This window comes from Natronobacterium gregoryi SP2, assembly GCF_000230715.2.
GTDB lineage: Archaea > Halobacteriota > Halobacteria > Halobacteriales > Natrialbaceae > Natronobacterium > Natronobacterium gregoryi.
The window spans coordinates 918851-932655 of record NC_019792.1 but is presented as its reverse complement, the minus strand read 5'-3'; the positions used below and the strand labels follow the sequence as shown (position 1 = coordinate 932655).

General features: G+C 65.0%; 19 protein-coding genes and 1 pseudogene. 10 read left to right on the top strand and 10 right to left on the bottom strand.

Going from position 1 to position 13805, the window contains the following annotated elements; genetic code table 11:
• Nucleotides 1-3: 3 nt before the first annotated feature.
• Genes NATGR_RS04550 through NATGR_RS04540 form a run of 3 tightly spaced genes read left to right on the top strand, consistent with a single transcriptional unit; the run spans nucleotide 4 to nucleotide 2100 of the window.
• Nucleotides 4-1191, top strand: coding sequence for a hypothetical protein (locus NATGR_RS04550; protein ID WP_005581167.1), 1188 nt, complete (start codon nucleotides 4-6; stop codon nucleotides 1189-1191).
• Nucleotides 1188-1466, top strand: a complete 279-nt coding sequence (locus tag NATGR_RS04545) for a KEOPS complex subunit Pcc1 (RefSeq protein WP_005581169.1) — start codon at nucleotides 1188-1190, stop codon at nucleotides 1464-1466. Before NATGR_RS04550 ends, NATGR_RS04545 begins: the two co-directional genes overlap by 4 nt.
• On the top strand, nucleotides 1459-2100 hold the full coding sequence (locus NATGR_RS04540) for a 30S ribosomal protein S3ae (RefSeq protein WP_005581171.1): 642 nt from the start codon (nucleotides 1459-1461) through the stop codon (nucleotides 2098-2100). The genes NATGR_RS04545 and NATGR_RS04540 overlap by 8 nt, the downstream gene beginning before the upstream one ends.
• Nucleotides 2101-2179: 79 nt before the next feature.
• Here the strand turns inward: NATGR_RS04540 and truD are convergent, their stop codons facing one another.
• From truD to pth2, 3 genes are all read right to left on the bottom strand, one after another.
• A complete protein-coding gene (gene truD, locus NATGR_RS04535) occupies nucleotides 2180-3532 on the bottom strand; it encodes a tRNA pseudouridine(13) synthase TruD (RefSeq protein ID WP_005581173.1) in 1353 nt (450 codons plus the stop codon).
• Nucleotides 3533-3586: 54 nt separating this feature from the next.
• Nucleotides 3587-3844 carry a hypothetical protein gene (locus NATGR_RS04530; RefSeq protein WP_005581174.1) on the bottom strand — a complete coding sequence of 86 codons (258 nt, stop codon included), beginning with the start codon at nucleotides 3842-3844 and terminating at the stop codon, nucleotides 3587-3589.
• A 379-nt stretch (nucleotides 3845-4223) separates the two neighbouring features.
• Nucleotides 4224-4562 (bottom strand): peptidyl-tRNA hydrolase Pth2, encoded by a 339-nt coding sequence (gene pth2 / locus NATGR_RS04525; RefSeq protein WP_005581177.1) that lies wholly within the window; start codon nucleotides 4560-4562, stop codon nucleotides 4224-4226.
• Between the two features lie 95 nt (nucleotides 4563-4657).
• On the opposite strand from pth2, the gene NATGR_RS04520 reads away from it, so the two are divergent.
• Complete coding sequence (locus NATGR_RS04520; protein ID WP_005581178.1) at nucleotides 4658-5275, top strand: thioredoxin domain-containing protein; 618 nt, start codon at nucleotides 4658-4660, stop codon at nucleotides 5273-5275.
• 58 nt (nucleotides 5276-5333) lie between these two features.
• Nucleotides 5334-5936 carry a dCTP deaminase gene (gene dcd, locus NATGR_RS04515; RefSeq protein ID WP_005581179.1) on the top strand — a complete coding sequence of 201 codons (603 nt, stop codon included), beginning with the start codon at nucleotides 5334-5336 and terminating at the stop codon, nucleotides 5934-5936.
• Here the strand turns inward: dcd and NATGR_RS04510 are convergent, their stop codons facing one another.
• Complete coding sequence (locus tag NATGR_RS04510; RefSeq protein ID WP_015233329.1) at nucleotides 5937-6320, bottom strand: hypothetical protein; 384 nt, start codon at nucleotides 6318-6320, stop codon at nucleotides 5937-5939.
• A gap of 96 nt (nucleotides 6321-6416) precedes the next feature.
• Between NATGR_RS04510 and NATGR_RS04505 the strand changes: the two genes are divergently transcribed.
• Together NATGR_RS04505 and NATGR_RS04500 are read left to right on the top strand one after the other, a co-directional pair.
• Nucleotides 6417-7316, top strand: coding sequence for a thiamine-phosphate synthase family protein (locus NATGR_RS04505; RefSeq protein WP_005581181.1), 900 nt, complete (start codon nucleotides 6417-6419; stop codon nucleotides 7314-7316).
• The gene (locus tag NATGR_RS04500) at nucleotides 7317-8009 is read left to right on the top strand and encodes a class I SAM-dependent methyltransferase (RefSeq protein ID WP_005581182.1); all 693 of its coding nucleotides are present in this window, start codon (nucleotides 7317-7319) and stop codon (nucleotides 8007-8009) included.
• A gap of 20 nt (nucleotides 8010-8029) precedes the next feature.
• Here the strand turns inward: NATGR_RS04500 and NATGR_RS04495 are convergent, their stop codons facing one another.
• From NATGR_RS04495 to NATGR_RS04485, 4 genes and pseudogenes are all read right to left on the bottom strand, one after another.
• On the bottom strand, nucleotides 8030-8437 hold the full coding sequence (locus NATGR_RS04495) for an acyl-CoA thioesterase (RefSeq protein ID WP_005581183.1): 408 nt from the start codon (nucleotides 8435-8437) through the stop codon (nucleotides 8030-8032).
• 53 nt (nucleotides 8438-8490) lie between these two features.
• Nucleotides 8491-8988: pseudogene (locus NATGR_RS20615) on the bottom strand (DUF7001 family protein); the annotation flags it as partial.
• Nucleotides 8961-9122 carry an NAD-dependent epimerase/dehydratase family protein gene (locus NATGR_RS19245; RefSeq protein ID WP_005581184.1) on the bottom strand — a complete coding sequence of 54 codons (162 nt, stop codon included), beginning with the start codon at nucleotides 9120-9122 and terminating at the stop codon, nucleotides 8961-8963. The pseudogene NATGR_RS20615 and the gene NATGR_RS19245, both read right to left, overlap by 28 nt.
• Nucleotides 9123-9179: 57 nt before the next feature.
• Complete coding sequence (locus NATGR_RS04485; protein ID WP_005581185.1) at nucleotides 9180-9512, bottom strand: hypothetical protein; 333 nt, start codon at nucleotides 9510-9512, stop codon at nucleotides 9180-9182.
• Nucleotides 9513-9692: 180 nt separating this feature from the next.
• On the opposite strand from NATGR_RS04485, the gene NATGR_RS04480 reads away from it, so the two are divergent.
• Nucleotides 9693-9959, top strand: a complete 267-nt coding sequence (locus tag NATGR_RS04480; RefSeq protein WP_231990845.1) for a hypothetical protein — start codon at nucleotides 9693-9695, stop codon at nucleotides 9957-9959.
• Between the two features lie 38 nt (nucleotides 9960-9997).
• Here the strand turns inward: NATGR_RS04480 and NATGR_RS04475 are convergent, their stop codons facing one another.
• Nucleotides 9998-10927, bottom strand: coding sequence for a sulfide-dependent adenosine diphosphate thiazole synthase (locus NATGR_RS04475; RefSeq protein WP_005581189.1), 930 nt, complete (start codon nucleotides 10925-10927; stop codon nucleotides 9998-10000).
• 146 nt (nucleotides 10928-11073) lie between these two features.
• The gene (locus NATGR_RS04470) at nucleotides 11074-11499 is read right to left on the bottom strand and encodes a cupredoxin domain-containing protein (RefSeq protein WP_005581191.1); all 426 of its coding nucleotides are present in this window, start codon (nucleotides 11497-11499) and stop codon (nucleotides 11074-11076) included.
• 126 nt (nucleotides 11500-11625) lie between these two features.
• Between NATGR_RS04470 and NATGR_RS04465 the strand changes: the two genes are divergently transcribed.
• Together NATGR_RS04465 and NATGR_RS04460 are read left to right on the top strand one after the other, a co-directional pair.
• Complete coding sequence (locus NATGR_RS04465) at nucleotides 11626-12351, top strand: protein sorting system archaetidylserine synthase (RefSeq protein WP_005581192.1); 726 nt, start codon at nucleotides 11626-11628, stop codon at nucleotides 12349-12351.
• 72 nt (nucleotides 12352-12423) lie between these two features.
• Nucleotides 12424-13788 (top strand): HEAT repeat domain-containing protein, encoded by a 1365-nt coding sequence (locus tag NATGR_RS04460; RefSeq protein WP_005581193.1) that lies wholly within the window; start codon nucleotides 12424-12426, stop codon nucleotides 13786-13788.
• Nucleotides 13789-13805: the final 17 nt, after the last annotated feature.

The following is a 13805-nucleotide window of genomic DNA, read 5'->3' as shown; positions in this document are numbered from 1 at the left end:
TAGATGTCCACCGACAGTCGTCCCGTCGAGTCGACGACTGCCACGCCTGGCCTCGAGAGCGCTGCGTTCGTCCGGCTCGTGACGCGAGCGGACGGTGACGCGCTGGCTGCGAGTGGTATCGTCGCGCGAGCGCTCGCGGAACGGGGGACGCCGTTTCAGGTGTCCGTCGGTCGAACCGTCGCGGAGCGAACCGACCGCGTCCAGGCACCCGGCGACGAGGGCGATCTGACGCTCGTCGTCGGGGCTGTAGACGCCGACGTAGCGCGACTCGACGCGGGCGATCGTCCTGCGACGCTCGCGGCTGTCGACCGCGTTCGCGAACTCGGTGTCACGCCGGACCCGGTACTCTCCCTCGCCGGCCTCGTCGCCGCTGGCGTCGAGCCGGGTGCAGGCGAGAGCGAGTGGGTGCTCGAGACCGCTACGGACCGCGATCTGGTCGATCGACGACCGGGCGTCGCCGTCCCGACTGCCGATCCGGTCGACGGAATCACTCACTCGACGCGTCTATGTGGACCGTGGTCGGGTGACCTCGATGCGGCCCGCGAGGCGCTCACCTCGAGTGTCGACCTCGAGTCCGACGACTTTGGCGAGGCCGACTACCGTGCGATCGCTTCGGCGGTTGCACTCGACGTCGTCGGAGCCGAGGAGGCGACCGAGACCGCAGCGAACGCGATTCGGCACGGATTGAAGCCGTACGTGACGCCCGACGCGCCGTTTGCCACCGTCGGCGGGTATGCCGACGTGCTCGAGGCGACGGCGCGAACGGAACCGGGAACTGGCGTCGCCCTCGCGATGGGGCACGACGCCCGCGAGCCAGCACTGTCGGCCTGGCGCGAGTACGGTCGCTGTGCTCACGAGACTCTCGAGTCGGCTTCGACTGGTCGGTACGACGGGTTGTTCGTCGTTGGGATCGACGACGGCCCCGTCGAGGCGATCGCTCGCCTCGCCGTCGCGTACCGCTCGCCGGAACCGGTCGTGCTCGCGGTCGCCGCCGACGGTGGCGAGGTTGCGATCGCGACCCGGGACGACGATCCGCTCGGGGCGACCGTCGAACGGATCGCCCGCGAACTCGAATCAGAAATCGAGATCGGCGGCGTCGCGTACGACGTCGGCCGCCGTCGGGGCTACCTGCGGTACGATCCGGCCGTCGATCGATCGACGGTCGTCACGACTGCGAGGGAGGTCCTATGAGCCGGCGGGCGACGATCCGAACGGAACACGACGACGCCGAACTCGTCGCGCGGGCGCTCGAGCCGGACAACACGGACGAGATGGAGACGACCGTGGAGGCGGATACCGTCGTCACGCACATCGAACGCGAGACGACGGGTGGACTTCACTCGACGGTCGACGACTACGTGGTCAATCTGGCGGTGGCAGTAGACGTCACAGCCACAGCGGCACCGAATCGACAACCGACGGACGCGGGATCTGCGTCCACCAGACAACACGACAACAATGAGTGAACGATCAGTTTCACGTGCGAAACAGGAGAAGCGGTGGTACACCGTGCTCGCCCCGGAGCAGTTCGACCGGGAGGAGCTCGGCGAGACCCCCGCTGACGAACCCGAAAAGCTCTACGACCGAACTATCGAGACGACGCTCGGTGATCTGAAAGGAGCGGCAAGCGAGAACAACACGAAACTCACCTTCAAGATCAACGACGTCGGCAGCGACACGGCGTACACGGAGTTCATGGAACACTCCCTGACCCGTGACTACCTGCGTTCGCTGGTCCGACGCGGTGCCTCGAAGGTCGAGGCCTACGTCACCGTCCTCACGACGGACGACTACCGCGTCCAGGTCCAGCCTGTCGCGTTTACGACGAAGAAGGCCGACGCGAGCCAGGAGAAAGCCATCCGCGACCAGATGGTCCAGATGGTCGAGGAGGCGGCTGCCGACCGGAGCTTCGAAGAGCTCATCGACAGCGTCGTCGAAGGCCGACTCTCCTCGGCGATCTACGGCGAGGCCAAGACGATCTACCCGCTTCGCCGCGTCGAGATACAGAAGGCAACCCTCGAGGCCCACCCCGAGGAAGTCGCCGAAGAGGAAGCGACGGCCGTCGACGTCGACGAAGACGACGTCGCGACCGGCGACTAACCGTAACGAACGGCTCGGCTTTTTGCCGTTTCTCCGCCACGAGAGCCTTCGGTGTCGCTTCGCTGCTCGAGACGGATCGCTATCCGAGGTCGACCGGATCGACTTTCAGATATTCACGGAGGACGACCGTCGCGTACGACCCTTTTGGAAGGGAAAACGAAAGTGTAAGCGGATCGCTCTCGAGAGCCAGATCCGTTCGGACGAGAATCGCCCGCCGGGTGCCACTCGAGTGGAACTCGTCGGGGAGGTCGAAGTCCGCTGGCGCGAGCCCCAAGTCCTCGAGTACGTTGTGCTCGATCTCGCCTTGCTCGCCGTCGGCGAGGTCGGTATCGGTGCCGACCAGTGGTGCGGTGACGAACGCCCGGCCGCGCTCGCAGTGGCGCGTGACGGAGCCGACCCGACGTTCGTCGACGCGCTGGAGTCGGTCGGTGTCGGGCAAGACGAGCTCGTCGGGGACGTCGCTGCCGGTATCGGAAAAGCAGACCACGTCGCCTTCGACGGGACGGTCGAACGGCAGGCCGCGCTCGAGGCGTTCGCCCAGCATCAGGTTGAACGCGTACGACTGGGCGGCGTGGACGAAGAGTCGCTGGAGGTTCGACGGGACGCGTTCGAGTGCGGCCCGGAACGTCTTCTCGTCGGGGTCGCCCGTACACTCGGCCAGTTCGTGCAGCATCGAGCGTTCGTACCGCAACCGGTTCGGGAATCGATCGAGCGCCTCCTCCCAGTCACGAGTTTCCTCGAGAAACGCGCGAGCCTCCTGGGTCCCCTCGGGTTCGGCGTCGGCCGGGTTCCCGAGGTAGGCCATCACCGCGCCTTCCCAGTCGCCGCGAGCGATCGCGAGGCCGACTTCGTGGGTGATCGGCCGACGGCTACCGAACCGCTGCTGGCCAAAGAAGTTGGGGACGCCGATCTCTCGATCTTCGCTCTCCCGGCCGCCGAACTCGCGGAGTTCGTCCGTGATCTCCGCGGCCGTCTCGGGCCTGTTGGGTTCGCTGACGACGAGTTCGAAGGCGTTGCCTGCGAGGTCGCCGAACTCGAGGCCACGGCCCGCCCGTCCCAGCACCTCGAGGTCGACGCCGTCTATCTCGAGGGCTGCGAGCGCGTCGGGGTCGACGCCGTCGACGGAAAATAGCTGGGTCGTGACGGCGTACTTGTCTTTCGTCCCTGCCCAGTCGACTCGCTCCCGGGAGACCCCGAGTGCGTCCGAGACGCGAGCGGCGAAGTCGTTCGTGTCCCAGCCACGGAGCGTCGCCCGGAAGACGACGTGTGGGTAGCCGCCCGGGTCGGCGTCGACGGATTCGGTGGAGAACCGCTCGAGTTCACGCACGCGAAAGTGGTCGTCGGCGGCGCGGAGTCGGCCGCCGACGCCGTCGGCGTCGCTGACGTAGTGTTGCATACCGACGGCCTGTTCCGTGGGGTGTGCCGGGCGCATGGTCGTTGTCGGCGCTTTGGCCGCCGGGGATAAATCGGTTCGTTCTTGCCGTCGTCAGGCCTCGCTGCTCAGATCAGCATTGACGCGAATCTCCGAGTCCGTGACCGTTTCGACGTTCTCGGCAGGGATCTCGAGGTCGTCTTCGCCAGCGTCGCCGCGGCCGAGACTCTGGAGCCACGCTTGCGTGAGACTCGGGTCGGGATCGACGTAGGCTACCTGTTCGACGGGATCGACCTCGGTGACGATCCCGATCTGTTCGCCGCGGACGTCCATCAGGAACTTTCCTTCGTCTTCAGTCGAGAGGACTGCCATGATAGCCGGATCGTCCACGATCGGTGATAAATAACTACCGCTGGCGGCGACCGGGCGCACCTCGGGACGGTCCCACCGGACGTCTAGTACCGTCCCAAGCGTAGACCGACTAGTTGAGAGTTGGCCCAAACCGATCACGATTCTTGATCAGGAGTAGAGCGCACTAGTCAGAGTAGACTTGGGACACTACTAGTACCATCCCAACCGTGGACCGACTAGTTGAGAGTTGGTCCAAACCGATCACGATTTTCGATCAGGAGTAGAGTGCACTAGCCAGAGTAGACTTGGGACGCTACTAGTGCTTTGGCAAGCCTGAACGGATGAGTGAAACCGAATGCAGTCGTCTGGGTTCACTCAGCAGTCGACGCTTGGTGGAGTACTAGAACAGCGAGAGGTCGCCGGTGACTCGGTCGACGATCTCTTCTTCGGCTGGGCCGACCGCGAGGGCTGTGACGGTTCCGGACTCGAGTTGTGTGTGGCCGGCGTCGCGGATTAGAGCGTTGGCAATTCCCTTGCTGTCGGCGATTTCGGAGAGTTCGTGTAGCTGGCGTTCGCTTTCTCCCTTCAGGACGACTTTCTTCTGTCCTCCGTTTTTCCACCGATCCTGGATTCGCCCGTCCGCCTTCTCGTAGGCCGACAACGAGGCGTGGGCGACTTGTGCGGCGAGCTTTCCCTGCCCCATTCCGATATCGGTGCGGGCGACGATGGCCTGTTTCATACCCGGAATATCGCGGGCGATCGGTAAAGCGTCGGCGATCCTAACGGCCGGAACCGTCCGTCACGTATTTGCTGACGGCCTCGTTACCGGACAGTATGGACGGAACGCGACGGTCTTTTCTCGCAGCGACTGCAGTCGCAGGTGCGAGTATCGGTACCACCGGCTGTCTCGGAGACGACGAGTCGTCGGAGCCAGCGGAGCTGCCGGAACCGCCAGAGCCGCCGGTCGCGGGGAACCCGGACGCGGACGTGACGGTCACCGTCTACGAGGACTTCGCCTGTGACGCGTGTCGGCAGTTCAAGTTCCAGATGCTCCCGTACCTCCAGGAGAACTACGTCGGACCCGGACTGATCCGACTGGAGCAACGCGACTATCCGCTCCCGGTCGACGAGACCTGGTCGTGGGCCGTCGCGTGTGGTGCCCGTGCCGTCTACGAGACGGAAGGTGACCAGGCGTTCTGGGAGTTCTCCGCCGAGATCTACGATCACTTCGGCGACTACTCCTACGACGCGATCGAGACCGTCGCCGACGACCTCGGGTTCGACGGTGGCGCTATCCGCGAGGCAGCCCAAGAGGAGGAGTACCGTGACGCCGTCGAGGCCGATCACGCCTACGGTGACGCCAACGGCGTCGAGGCGACGCCGACGGTCTTCGTCGACGACGAACTGGTCGAGGAAGACCTCGTGGAAACGATCGACGCCGCCGTCGAGTAACGACTATTTTTCGGATTGGATCGAACCGTTTACACGCCAGCCGTTCGACTCGACGGGTATGATCCTCTCCGACGCGGACATCCTCGAGCGACTCGAGGAGGGCGACCTCGTCGTCGATCCGCTCGACGACCCCAAACTGCAGATCCAGCCGGCAAGCGTCGACCTACGACTCGGCCGCGAGTTCCTCGAGTTCCAGCGGACGAACATCTCCTGTATCCACCCCAACTCCGAGCAGGAGGTCGACGAGTACGTCACCGAGACGGTCGTCGACGAGGGCGATGATTTCATCCTCCATCCCGGCGACTTCGTGCTCGGAACGACCCACGAGCGCGTGGAGATTCCGTCGGATCTGATCGCCCACGTCGAGGGCCGTTCCTCGCTGGGGCGGCTTGCTGTGGTGGTCCACGCAACTGCGGGGCTGTGCGATCCGGGGTACCGCGGCCAGATCACCCTCGAGCTCTCGAATCTCGGTACCGCACCGGTCGCGCTCACGCCGGGGATGCGCATCTCGCAGCTCACGTTCACCGAACTCAAGACCGAATCCGACCGTCCCTACGGCAGCGAGCGTGGCTCGAAGTACCAGGACCAGGACGGCCCGCAGGCATCACGCATCCAGGGCGACCACGAGTTCGGCGGCGACCAACTCGAGCGCGAGGAGTAGTCACTCTTCGATCGGTTGCGGTTCGTCGGCGAAGTCGGATCGAGAGACGCCGTACCCGCCGAGCAGGCCGAGCAGGAACCCTGCGCCGGTCGACTGGATCGGCCCGAAGTGTCCCACGACGACGCCGCCGACGAGGCCGACGAAAAAACCCGCGCCGAAGCCAGTCACGGTTCCTGCGGCGCGTCGTCGGCCCGGTGGGACGTCGGGAGCCAGCGAGACGCTGACGGCAGCAGTCGTGGCGAGACCGGCGACGGCCCCAGTCAGAAGGCCAAGCAGGAGTTCGTACTCCACGAGCGGCCCGGTGATCGCCGACGTGGCCGTTCCGAACGCGAAGAACGCGAGGAGTCCAGAGACGAGCGCGAGACCAGCAGTTCTGGCGGCCATCGTTTGCGTACAGTTGCTACCGTCTCGCATAAGTGTGGGTCGGTCTCGTCTACAGTACCGACAAGTTATTCCCGGGGCGGTCGTATCCTCCGGCAAATGAAATTCGTCGAGGAGATCGTCGTCGACGAGTTCCTGCCGACCGTTCGGTCGCTGCTTGCCGGACGGCTCCGCGAACAGGGACTCACCCAGAGTGAAGTCGCGGACGTGCTCGGCATCAGCCAGAGCGCCGTCTCGAAGTACGCCCACGGCGACGTCGCAACCAACAACCGGATCGCCGAAGACGAACGTGTCCAGGCTCTCGTCGACGAACTCGGCGAAGGGCTTGCCGCCGGCGACGTGACGCCAGTCCAGGCGCTGGTCGAGATCGAGATTCTGATCCGCGAACTCGAGGGGGGTGGCGACTTGCTCGCCCAACTCCACGAGGAAGCGGTCCCGGAACTCGCCGACCACGGCTCGAGTTTTCGCGTCCACGACCCCGAGAGCGACCTGCGAACCAGCGAGCGCGTGCTCTCGTCGCTTCGGCGCGGGCTTCGCATTCTCGAGAACGCAAGCGGGTTCGTGACGTTGATTCCGGCGGTGGGTTCGAACCTCGTCGCGTGCACGCCCGACGCCAGCGACATCGACGACGTCGCTGGTGTTCCCGGTCGCATCTTCGACGTGAAAGGACAGGCGACGGTCCCTACGGACCCCGAGTTCGGTGTCTCCGAACACGTCGCCACGGTGTTGTTAGCGGCTCGAGAGCACGGGTCTGGCGCGTCCGCCGCGATCAACGTCAGGTACGACCCGGACCTGCTCGCACAGTTGTCCGAGGCCGGCCACGTCACCGCCGAGTTCGACGAATCGGACGACGTGGCCTCGAGCGTCGGCGCTGCAGTCGACGAGAGTCCGGAGGCGACGGTGCTGTACCAGACTGGCGGGATGGGGATTGAACCTCTGATTTACGTCCTCGGACCGGACGCGGAGACGGTGGCGGACTCGGTGCGGTCGCTCCTGTAGATGTCCGCGAGCACGAGTTCGGAGTCCGCACAGGCGTTTTACGGCCGCTGGGCTCGGCTTTACGACCTGATCGCGCGTCGAACGCCGGGAATCCCACACCTTCGGAAGCGGGCCGCGACCGCCTGTCGACTCGAGACCGGCGACACCGTCGTCGAGATGGGTTGTGGAACGGGCGCGAACCTGCCCTCTCTCCGTGAACGGGTCGGCCCCGAGGGAACGGTCATCGGGATCGACTTCACGCGACCCGTCCTGGAGCGAGCGCGAGAGTCGACGAGCGAGTACGACAACGTCCACGTGGCTCGGGGCGACGCGACGCAGTCGCCGTTCGATGCCGTAGCGGGCGACGCAGATATCGACGCCCTGCTGGCGACGTTCGTCGTCGGCATGCTGGACGACCCCGCGGGCGCGGTCGACGACTGGTGTGACCTCGTCGGCCCGGACGGCCACGTCGTCCTCGCGAACGCGGCCCGCAGCGACGCGTGGTACGCGCCGCCGATCAACGCCGTTTTCCGGGCGATCGTCGTCCTCTCGACGCCGCCGACGACGAAACTGCTGTACGAAGACGAGCCCCACCTGCGACTCGACCGGAAGATCGACGCCGCCCACCGGCGACTTCGGGAACGGTCGGCGGCTATCGCCGACGAGACGCACGTCTTCGGCGTCGTGCGGGTGACAGGTGGACGGCTCGAGTGAGGACGCGTCGGTTTGAGCGGCTACGCTGACGGTTCGACTCTGCTTGCAGTCAGCAAGGCTTCGCGCGTCTCGTCGGGGAGCGGCGCTGGCCCCTTCGAGTCGGGATCGACGTGGACCATCGTCGTCTCCGCGGTCGCCGCGATGTCGTCGCCGACACGGATCTCGTATGCCATGGTACAACTCGAGTCGCCGAGCCGTGAGACCCACAGCGCGACCTCGGGCTCGTCGTCCGTGACGATCGGCCGCCGGTAGTCGATCTCGAGGTTCGCGATGACGAAGGAGATCTCCTCGGGTGCGACGTCGAGGACGGCCTCGAGGTAGTCGGTTCGGGCGGCCTCGAGGTAGCTCGCGTAGACCGCGTGGTTGACGTGATCGAGCGGGTCGAGGTCGCGATAACGCACGGGAACGTCGACAGTAAACTCGTCCATCGTGTCGTCGAAATCGGCTGGTAGAAAAGAGGATGCCGGTTCGAAGCTCGCCGTCAATCCGCGTACAGCCAGGCGTGTTCGCTACAGAACTCGGGTTCGCGTAGCTGGGCGTCGATCAGGTCCTCGTGAGAGTGGGCGTTGTAAAGCCGACACACCTCTCGGTCGCAAAACGCCTCGCCGGTCTCGAGGTAGTGGTACGCCTGGCGGACGGAGCCTTTGAGGGCGCCGGTCGTTCGCGGGTCGTTCTCGACCAGGAAATCGCCCTCGACCTGGGTCTCGAGGACCTCCCGTGGCGGCGCGTCACCCGAGAGCAAGGCGTGGCGCTGTTTTTCCCTTGTAGTACACCTCGGGTTTGGCGGGTGCCTCGTAGAGGCCGGGCACCGACACGAGTGCGGGCTGGCCGAGCACGTTCACGCGCTTGTGCCAGCGGCCGTCGTGGTCCTCCCCCAGGTGCCAATCGCTCTATCGAGAATCGGAACGTGGAGTCGATCCAGCCTGCGTTCTCTCGCGGGAAGGGCACGGTTCAGCGCCCGCTTTGCCTGGAGACCGTCCTAGAGGACGCCACCTCGCTGTCGGGATTCTCGAGTGCGGTGTCGACCCCAAGGATGTCGTGTGTCTCCTTTGCGCAGTGATCGACGATCCAGCTTCCGACACCGCCGGTCGCGCCGGTGACGTCGAGTTTCATGTCCAACGGCTGTCGCGGGCCGGCGAAACAGTGTGGGTTTCGCCGAGGGAGCGAGGGTCACTCGGTGCCGGTGGTTTCTCCCGAGTTGCCACCGTCGCCGGAGTCGCTCGAGTCGTTCGACCCTGTCGGCTCGTCCAGTTCTTCTGTCAACTCCTCGAGGCCCAGGTCGGTGGTCGAACCGAGAAACCACCAGCTACAGAGTGTGGCGACGAGCAATCCGCTTGCGAACAGAAACTCACCGCCACCGAGTACGAACGGTGAAACCATCGCTGCGAGACCGAAGAGGGTCCCGAGAGTGGCCAGAAGCAGCGAGACGAGTCGCCGGAAGAAGTGGTTTAGCTCCTGTCGAACGGCGATCCGGACGGCAGTCACGTCGCGGTCGTCTTCCATACGTCAATCATCGACGAGAGACCGATCAATCCAGTGATCGACGAATCAATCAGTCTCGTTCGCGTCCGGTATCCCACCAGCACGGAACGCGAAATGTCGTCGGCAGAAGGTTTATTCTCCCGCTGGAGAAAGAGGCCGGCATCGACAGTGTCGCTCGCGGCGATCACTCCCGAGTCAGTAGTGACGATCGCGGTACTCGTAGCGATCGGTGTCGGGACCTATCTTCGGATCGTCGTGGAGTTCGAGCAGCTACACGCGCACAACAGCTCCGACGATTCGACGTCGACGCCGTCGAAGACTAACTGTCCGTCCTGTGGCTCCCGGACGACCGACGACGGAACCTGTGACTACTGTAGCGAGTCGCTTGCCGACGATGCGGGCAAACGGGACTCGAGCGACGACACTGCGACCGAAAACAACTGGAGCGACGAAACTGGCTGGTCGTAGCGTCGTCGCGAAAAATCGGCGGCTGTCTCTGTTCGCGGTCAGTCGTCGGCCGGTGCCGCACGCGACGTGACGTCGACGGGTTCGGCGTCGACTTCGAGTTCGTCGAGTGCTTCCTGGGCGGCGCGTTTGCCCGAGACGAGCATGGCACCGAAGGTCGGGCCCATGCGCGGCAGGCCGTAGGTCGTCGCGGTGGCCATTCCGGTGGCGATCAGGCCGTCGTGGACGAGGCCGGTGTGTTCGACGACGGCGTCCTCGGACTTGCCGACCCACATGGAGTCGTGGCCGGGCGAGTCGTGGCCGGGCGCGCCGTAGCTGTCGTCGTCGGTCTGGTCCATGCCCGTCGCCGAGGCCTCGGCGTCGCCGATACCGGGCGCGTCGAGGACGCCGCGCTCGTCGAGTTTCTTGACTGCCATCGCGTCGTGACCGGTGGCGTCGATGACCAGATCGGCTTCGACGGCGATCGGGTCGACACAGGTGATCTCGCGGGGCAGGGCGTGGACAGGCGTCCAGTTCATCACGATCCCCGAGACCTTGTGGTCCTCGCGGATGACGATGTCCGTGAACTCGGTCATGTTCTGCATCTTCGCGCCTGCGTCACAGGCGGCCTTGATGAGCCCGGAACAGGCCTCCGGCCCGTTGGCGACGTACAGCCCTTCGCTATCCTCGGACTGCTTGTAGGAGACCTCGAGTTCGTCGAGGATGTTCTGGGCCGGGTCCCGCACTGTCACCTTGTTCATCAGGAAGCCACCGAGCCAGAAGCCGCCACCGAGATAGTTGTTCTTCTCGACGACCATCGTCTTCACTCCGCGCTCGGAGAGTTCCTTCGCGGCGGTCAGTCCCGAGGGGCCACCGCCGACGACGATGACGTCGCTGTCTGAGAAGTCCATGAACTCCTCGGTCCACTCCTGACCGATCGCACGCGTTACGTCCGCCTCGTCTACCTGACTGAACTGGTCGAAGTCGCTCATACAACTAGGTGGTATCTTTGGGTGGTGAAAAGTCTGTCGTGACGTGTGGGCACAACGGGACCGCCGTAGCAAGTATCGAACGGGTAGTAAGCGTAGCTGGGGAAAACGGGGACTTCGGTACCTGCAGAGAAAAGCGAGCGAAACCGTTACTCGGTGACGACGACCGTCCCCGCCATCGTGCCGGGCTCGAAGTGCGGTTCGCAGATGTAGACGTACCGTCCCGGGATCTCGAAGGTGTGCTCGTACGTCTCTCGCGGACCGATACGGCCGCCACGGTAGTCGTGCCAGGCGGCTCGAGCGGTCTCCTCGTCGTCGTAGCCGCCGCTCGCGAAGTACGTTGCCGCGTCGGGGATGCCGTCCTCGAGTGCTGTCACGGTGTGGTCGGCGCTGCTCGTGTTTTGCCAGACGACGGTCTCGCCGACGGTGGCCTCGTACTCTTCGGGGTCGAACGCGTTGCGGGACATACCGATCTGGTACTCCTCGCCGTCGAAGGCTCCGAGCACTGACGCACAGCCTGCAAGCGTCGCCGAAACGCCGGTGCCGACGGCAGCGAGATAGGCGCGCCGGTTCATATCGGGGTGTTAGAGAAGTAACGGTATAATCAGCCCGGTTCGGCGATCCGGTTCGACGACTGGACCACGTTCGTGCCCGACTGCGAACGAAAACACGTAAGGTATCTGCCCGTCGAATCGGCGAGTATGCTTCCGCGGTTTGTCGGCCGACTGGGCGTCGCCGACGCGGTGACGATCGCAAACGCCGCGCTGGGGTTCGTCGCCGTCGTCGTCGCGTTCGTCGACATCGATATCGCTGCTCGACTCATCCTGCTCGCGGCGGTCGCAGACGGGCTAGACGGTATCCTCGCGCGGCGATATGGCGGCACCGAGGCCGGTCCCTATCTGGATTCGCTCGCCGACGTCGCCTCTTTCGGCGTCGCCCCAGCAGTTCTTGCGTTCGTCGTCGTCACCGACGGCCTCGGCGTCAGTCGCGAGGCTGTTACCCTCGAACTCCTGCTGGTGACAGTCGTCTGTGCTCTGTTCGTCGCGACGGCAGTCACTCGACTGGGACTGTACACGACCTACGACACTGCCGCGAACTACACCGAGGGAATACAGACGACACTCGCCGCGACGATTCTCGGGGCGGCGATCCTGGCTGGGGTCGCCGACGCTTGGCTCGTACTCGTCATCACCGGCCTGTTCTGTTACCTGATGGTCTCACGGATCACCTACCCCGACCTGCTGGCCCGGGACGCCGCTATCATGGGTGTCGTCCACGTGCTTGCCGTTCTCGTCCCCGAGTTCGCCGACCGATCGTTCCCATTCGCACTCCTGTTGCTCGGGCTCGCGTACATGACGTTGAGCCCCTGGTTCTACTGGCGTGACGATCCCGAACCGCCGACGGCCAACGTGCATGGAAACGCTTAGGACGATCCTGACGCGACTGTCCCGTATGGACTCTGTCACGCGTCGGCGTCGTCTCGTATCGACGGTGGTACCATGAGCGAAGACGAGCCAACTGCTGACGAGGGCGAAGCAAATCGGGAGCGGAACCTCGACGCGATCAGGGACCGCCTGGGTGCGCTCGAGGCCGATCTCGAGGACTTCGAGGCCGACCTCGAGTCGGCCGACACTGAAGACGACTTAAACGTCGTCGAGGCCGACCTCGAGTCGGTTCGCGAGGACGTCGAAGATGTCGAGATTCCGGACCCGCCGGAGACGGACGACGACGAGGACGACGAACCCGCACCCGAAGCGAAACTCCAGGACCGCTACGACGACCTCGAGAGCGACCTCGGCGATCTCGAGGACGACCTCGAGGACCAGCGTGGTCCCTACGCCGAGGACGTCGTCGGCGAGATCGATGGCGTCGCGAACACCATCACGAACACCCGCTGGACCGTCGAGGGCGACGAGGAACTGATCGAGGCCGTCGACTCGTTTCTCACGGATGTGAACGACCTGCTCGAGAGTGACCTCTCGACGCCCGGCGATCTCGAACCCGCAAGCGGTGCCGAACTCGGCGAGAACGCCGAGGAAGAGGGAACGGTTCCCCAAGCGCTCGAGGAAACGCTCGAAGAGGCTACCGCAGCCGTCGAGGACGCCAGCCCCGATCCCGACGAGGACGCCGAGACGATCGCCGGCCTGCTCGAGGCAACGGACGACTTCGAAGGCGGCGTCGACGACGCGACCGAGTGGACCGATCTCGAAGTGCGCGAACAGCTCCGCCGTGAGGGGTTCTACGACGTGCTCGCCCACGTCAAGGACTTCCCGCCGGAGTGGCACGCGCTGAAAGTCCACGAGAAACGCGGCAACGTCGACCAGATCCTGCTTGCCTACGAGACGCTCGGCTCCGAGTACATGGAGGAACACTGCCTCGAGGCTCTCGAACGGATGGGGCCCGAGGACGCGATCGAGCCGATGGTACAGAAGGCCGGCCGCCGCGACGAGGCTGCCATCCGCATCCTCGGCAAGATCGGCGTCGCGGACGACGAGGTGGTCGACGCCCTCCTCGATTACGTCGACTCCAACCCCGACCTCCAGAAGCCAGCGTTCCGTGCGCTCGGTGAGATCGGTGCCGAGTCAGCCGTCCAACCGCTCGCGAACCAACTCCTCGCGGACAATCCGGACGTCCGTAGCTGGGCCGCTCGCGCGCTCGGCTTGATCGGCGATACCCGCGCGATCGACCCGCTCGCGGATGTCCTCGCCGACGACGAAGAAGATCGCGTCCGCGCCAGCGCCGCGTGGGCGCTCAACTGCATCGGAACGGCAGACGCACTCGAGATCGTCGCCGGCTACGAGGACGACCGGGCCTATCTCGTCCAGGCCGAAGCCACACGCGTCGACCTCGAGCCTGCAGCCTGACGGATCGACTGTCGTCT

Excerpts from the sequence above, each read along its gene's own strand:
- NATGR_RS04550 (WP_005581167.1), top strand. The coding sequence starts at position 4 with ATGTCCACCGACAGTCGTCCCGTCGAGTCGACGACTGCCACGCCTGGC.
- NATGR_RS04545 (WP_005581169.1), top strand. The coding sequence starts at position 1,188 with ATGAGCCGGCGGGCGACGATCCGAACGGAACACGACGACGCCGAACTC.
- NATGR_RS04540 (WP_005581171.1), top strand. The coding sequence starts at position 1,459 with ATGAGTGAACGATCAGTTTCACGTGCGAAACAGGAGAAGCGGTGGTAC.
- truD (WP_005581173.1), bottom strand. The coding sequence starts at position 3,532 with ATGCGCCCGGCACACCCCACGGAACAGGCCGTCGGTATGCAACACTAC.
- NATGR_RS04530 (WP_005581174.1), bottom strand. The coding sequence starts at position 3,844 with ATGGCAGTCCTCTCGACTGAAGACGAAGGAAAGTTCCTGATGGACGTC.
- pth2 (WP_005581177.1), bottom strand. The coding sequence starts at position 4,562 with ATGAAACAGGCCATCGTCGCCCGCACCGATATCGGAATGGGGCAGGGA.
- NATGR_RS04520 (WP_005581178.1), top strand. The coding sequence starts at position 4,658 with ATGGACGGAACGCGACGGTCTTTTCTCGCAGCGACTGCAGTCGCAGGT.
- dcd (WP_005581179.1), top strand. The coding sequence starts at position 5,334 with ATGATCCTCTCCGACGCGGACATCCTCGAGCGACTCGAGGAGGGCGAC.
- NATGR_RS04510 (WP_015233329.1), bottom strand. The coding sequence starts at position 6,320 with ATGGCCGCCAGAACTGCTGGTCTCGCGCTCGTCTCTGGACTCCTCGCG.
- NATGR_RS04505 (WP_005581181.1), top strand. The coding sequence starts at position 6,417 with ATGAAATTCGTCGAGGAGATCGTCGTCGACGAGTTCCTGCCGACCGTT.
- NATGR_RS04500 (WP_005581182.1), top strand. The coding sequence starts at position 7,317 with ATGTCCGCGAGCACGAGTTCGGAGTCCGCACAGGCGTTTTACGGCCGC.
- NATGR_RS04495 (WP_005581183.1), bottom strand. The coding sequence starts at position 8,437 with ATGGACGAGTTTACTGTCGACGTTCCCGTGCGTTATCGCGACCTCGAC.
- NATGR_RS19245 (WP_005581184.1), bottom strand. The coding sequence starts at position 9,122 with ATGAAACTCGACGTCACCGGCGCGACCGGCGGTGTCGGAAGCTGGATC.
- NATGR_RS04485 (WP_005581185.1), bottom strand. The coding sequence starts at position 9,512 with ATGGAAGACGACCGCGACGTGACTGCCGTCCGGATCGCCGTTCGACAG.
- NATGR_RS04475 (WP_005581189.1), bottom strand. The coding sequence starts at position 10,927 with ATGAGCGACTTCGACCAGTTCAGTCAGGTAGACGAGGCGGACGTAACG.
- NATGR_RS04470 (WP_005581191.1), bottom strand. The coding sequence starts at position 11,499 with ATGAACCGGCGCGCCTATCTCGCTGCCGTCGGCACCGGCGTTTCGGCG.
- NATGR_RS04465 (WP_005581192.1), top strand. The coding sequence starts at position 11,626 with ATGCTTCCGCGGTTTGTCGGCCGACTGGGCGTCGCCGACGCGGTGACG.
- NATGR_RS04460 (WP_005581193.1), top strand. The coding sequence starts at position 12,424 with ATGAGCGAAGACGAGCCAACTGCTGACGAGGGCGAAGCAAATCGGGAG.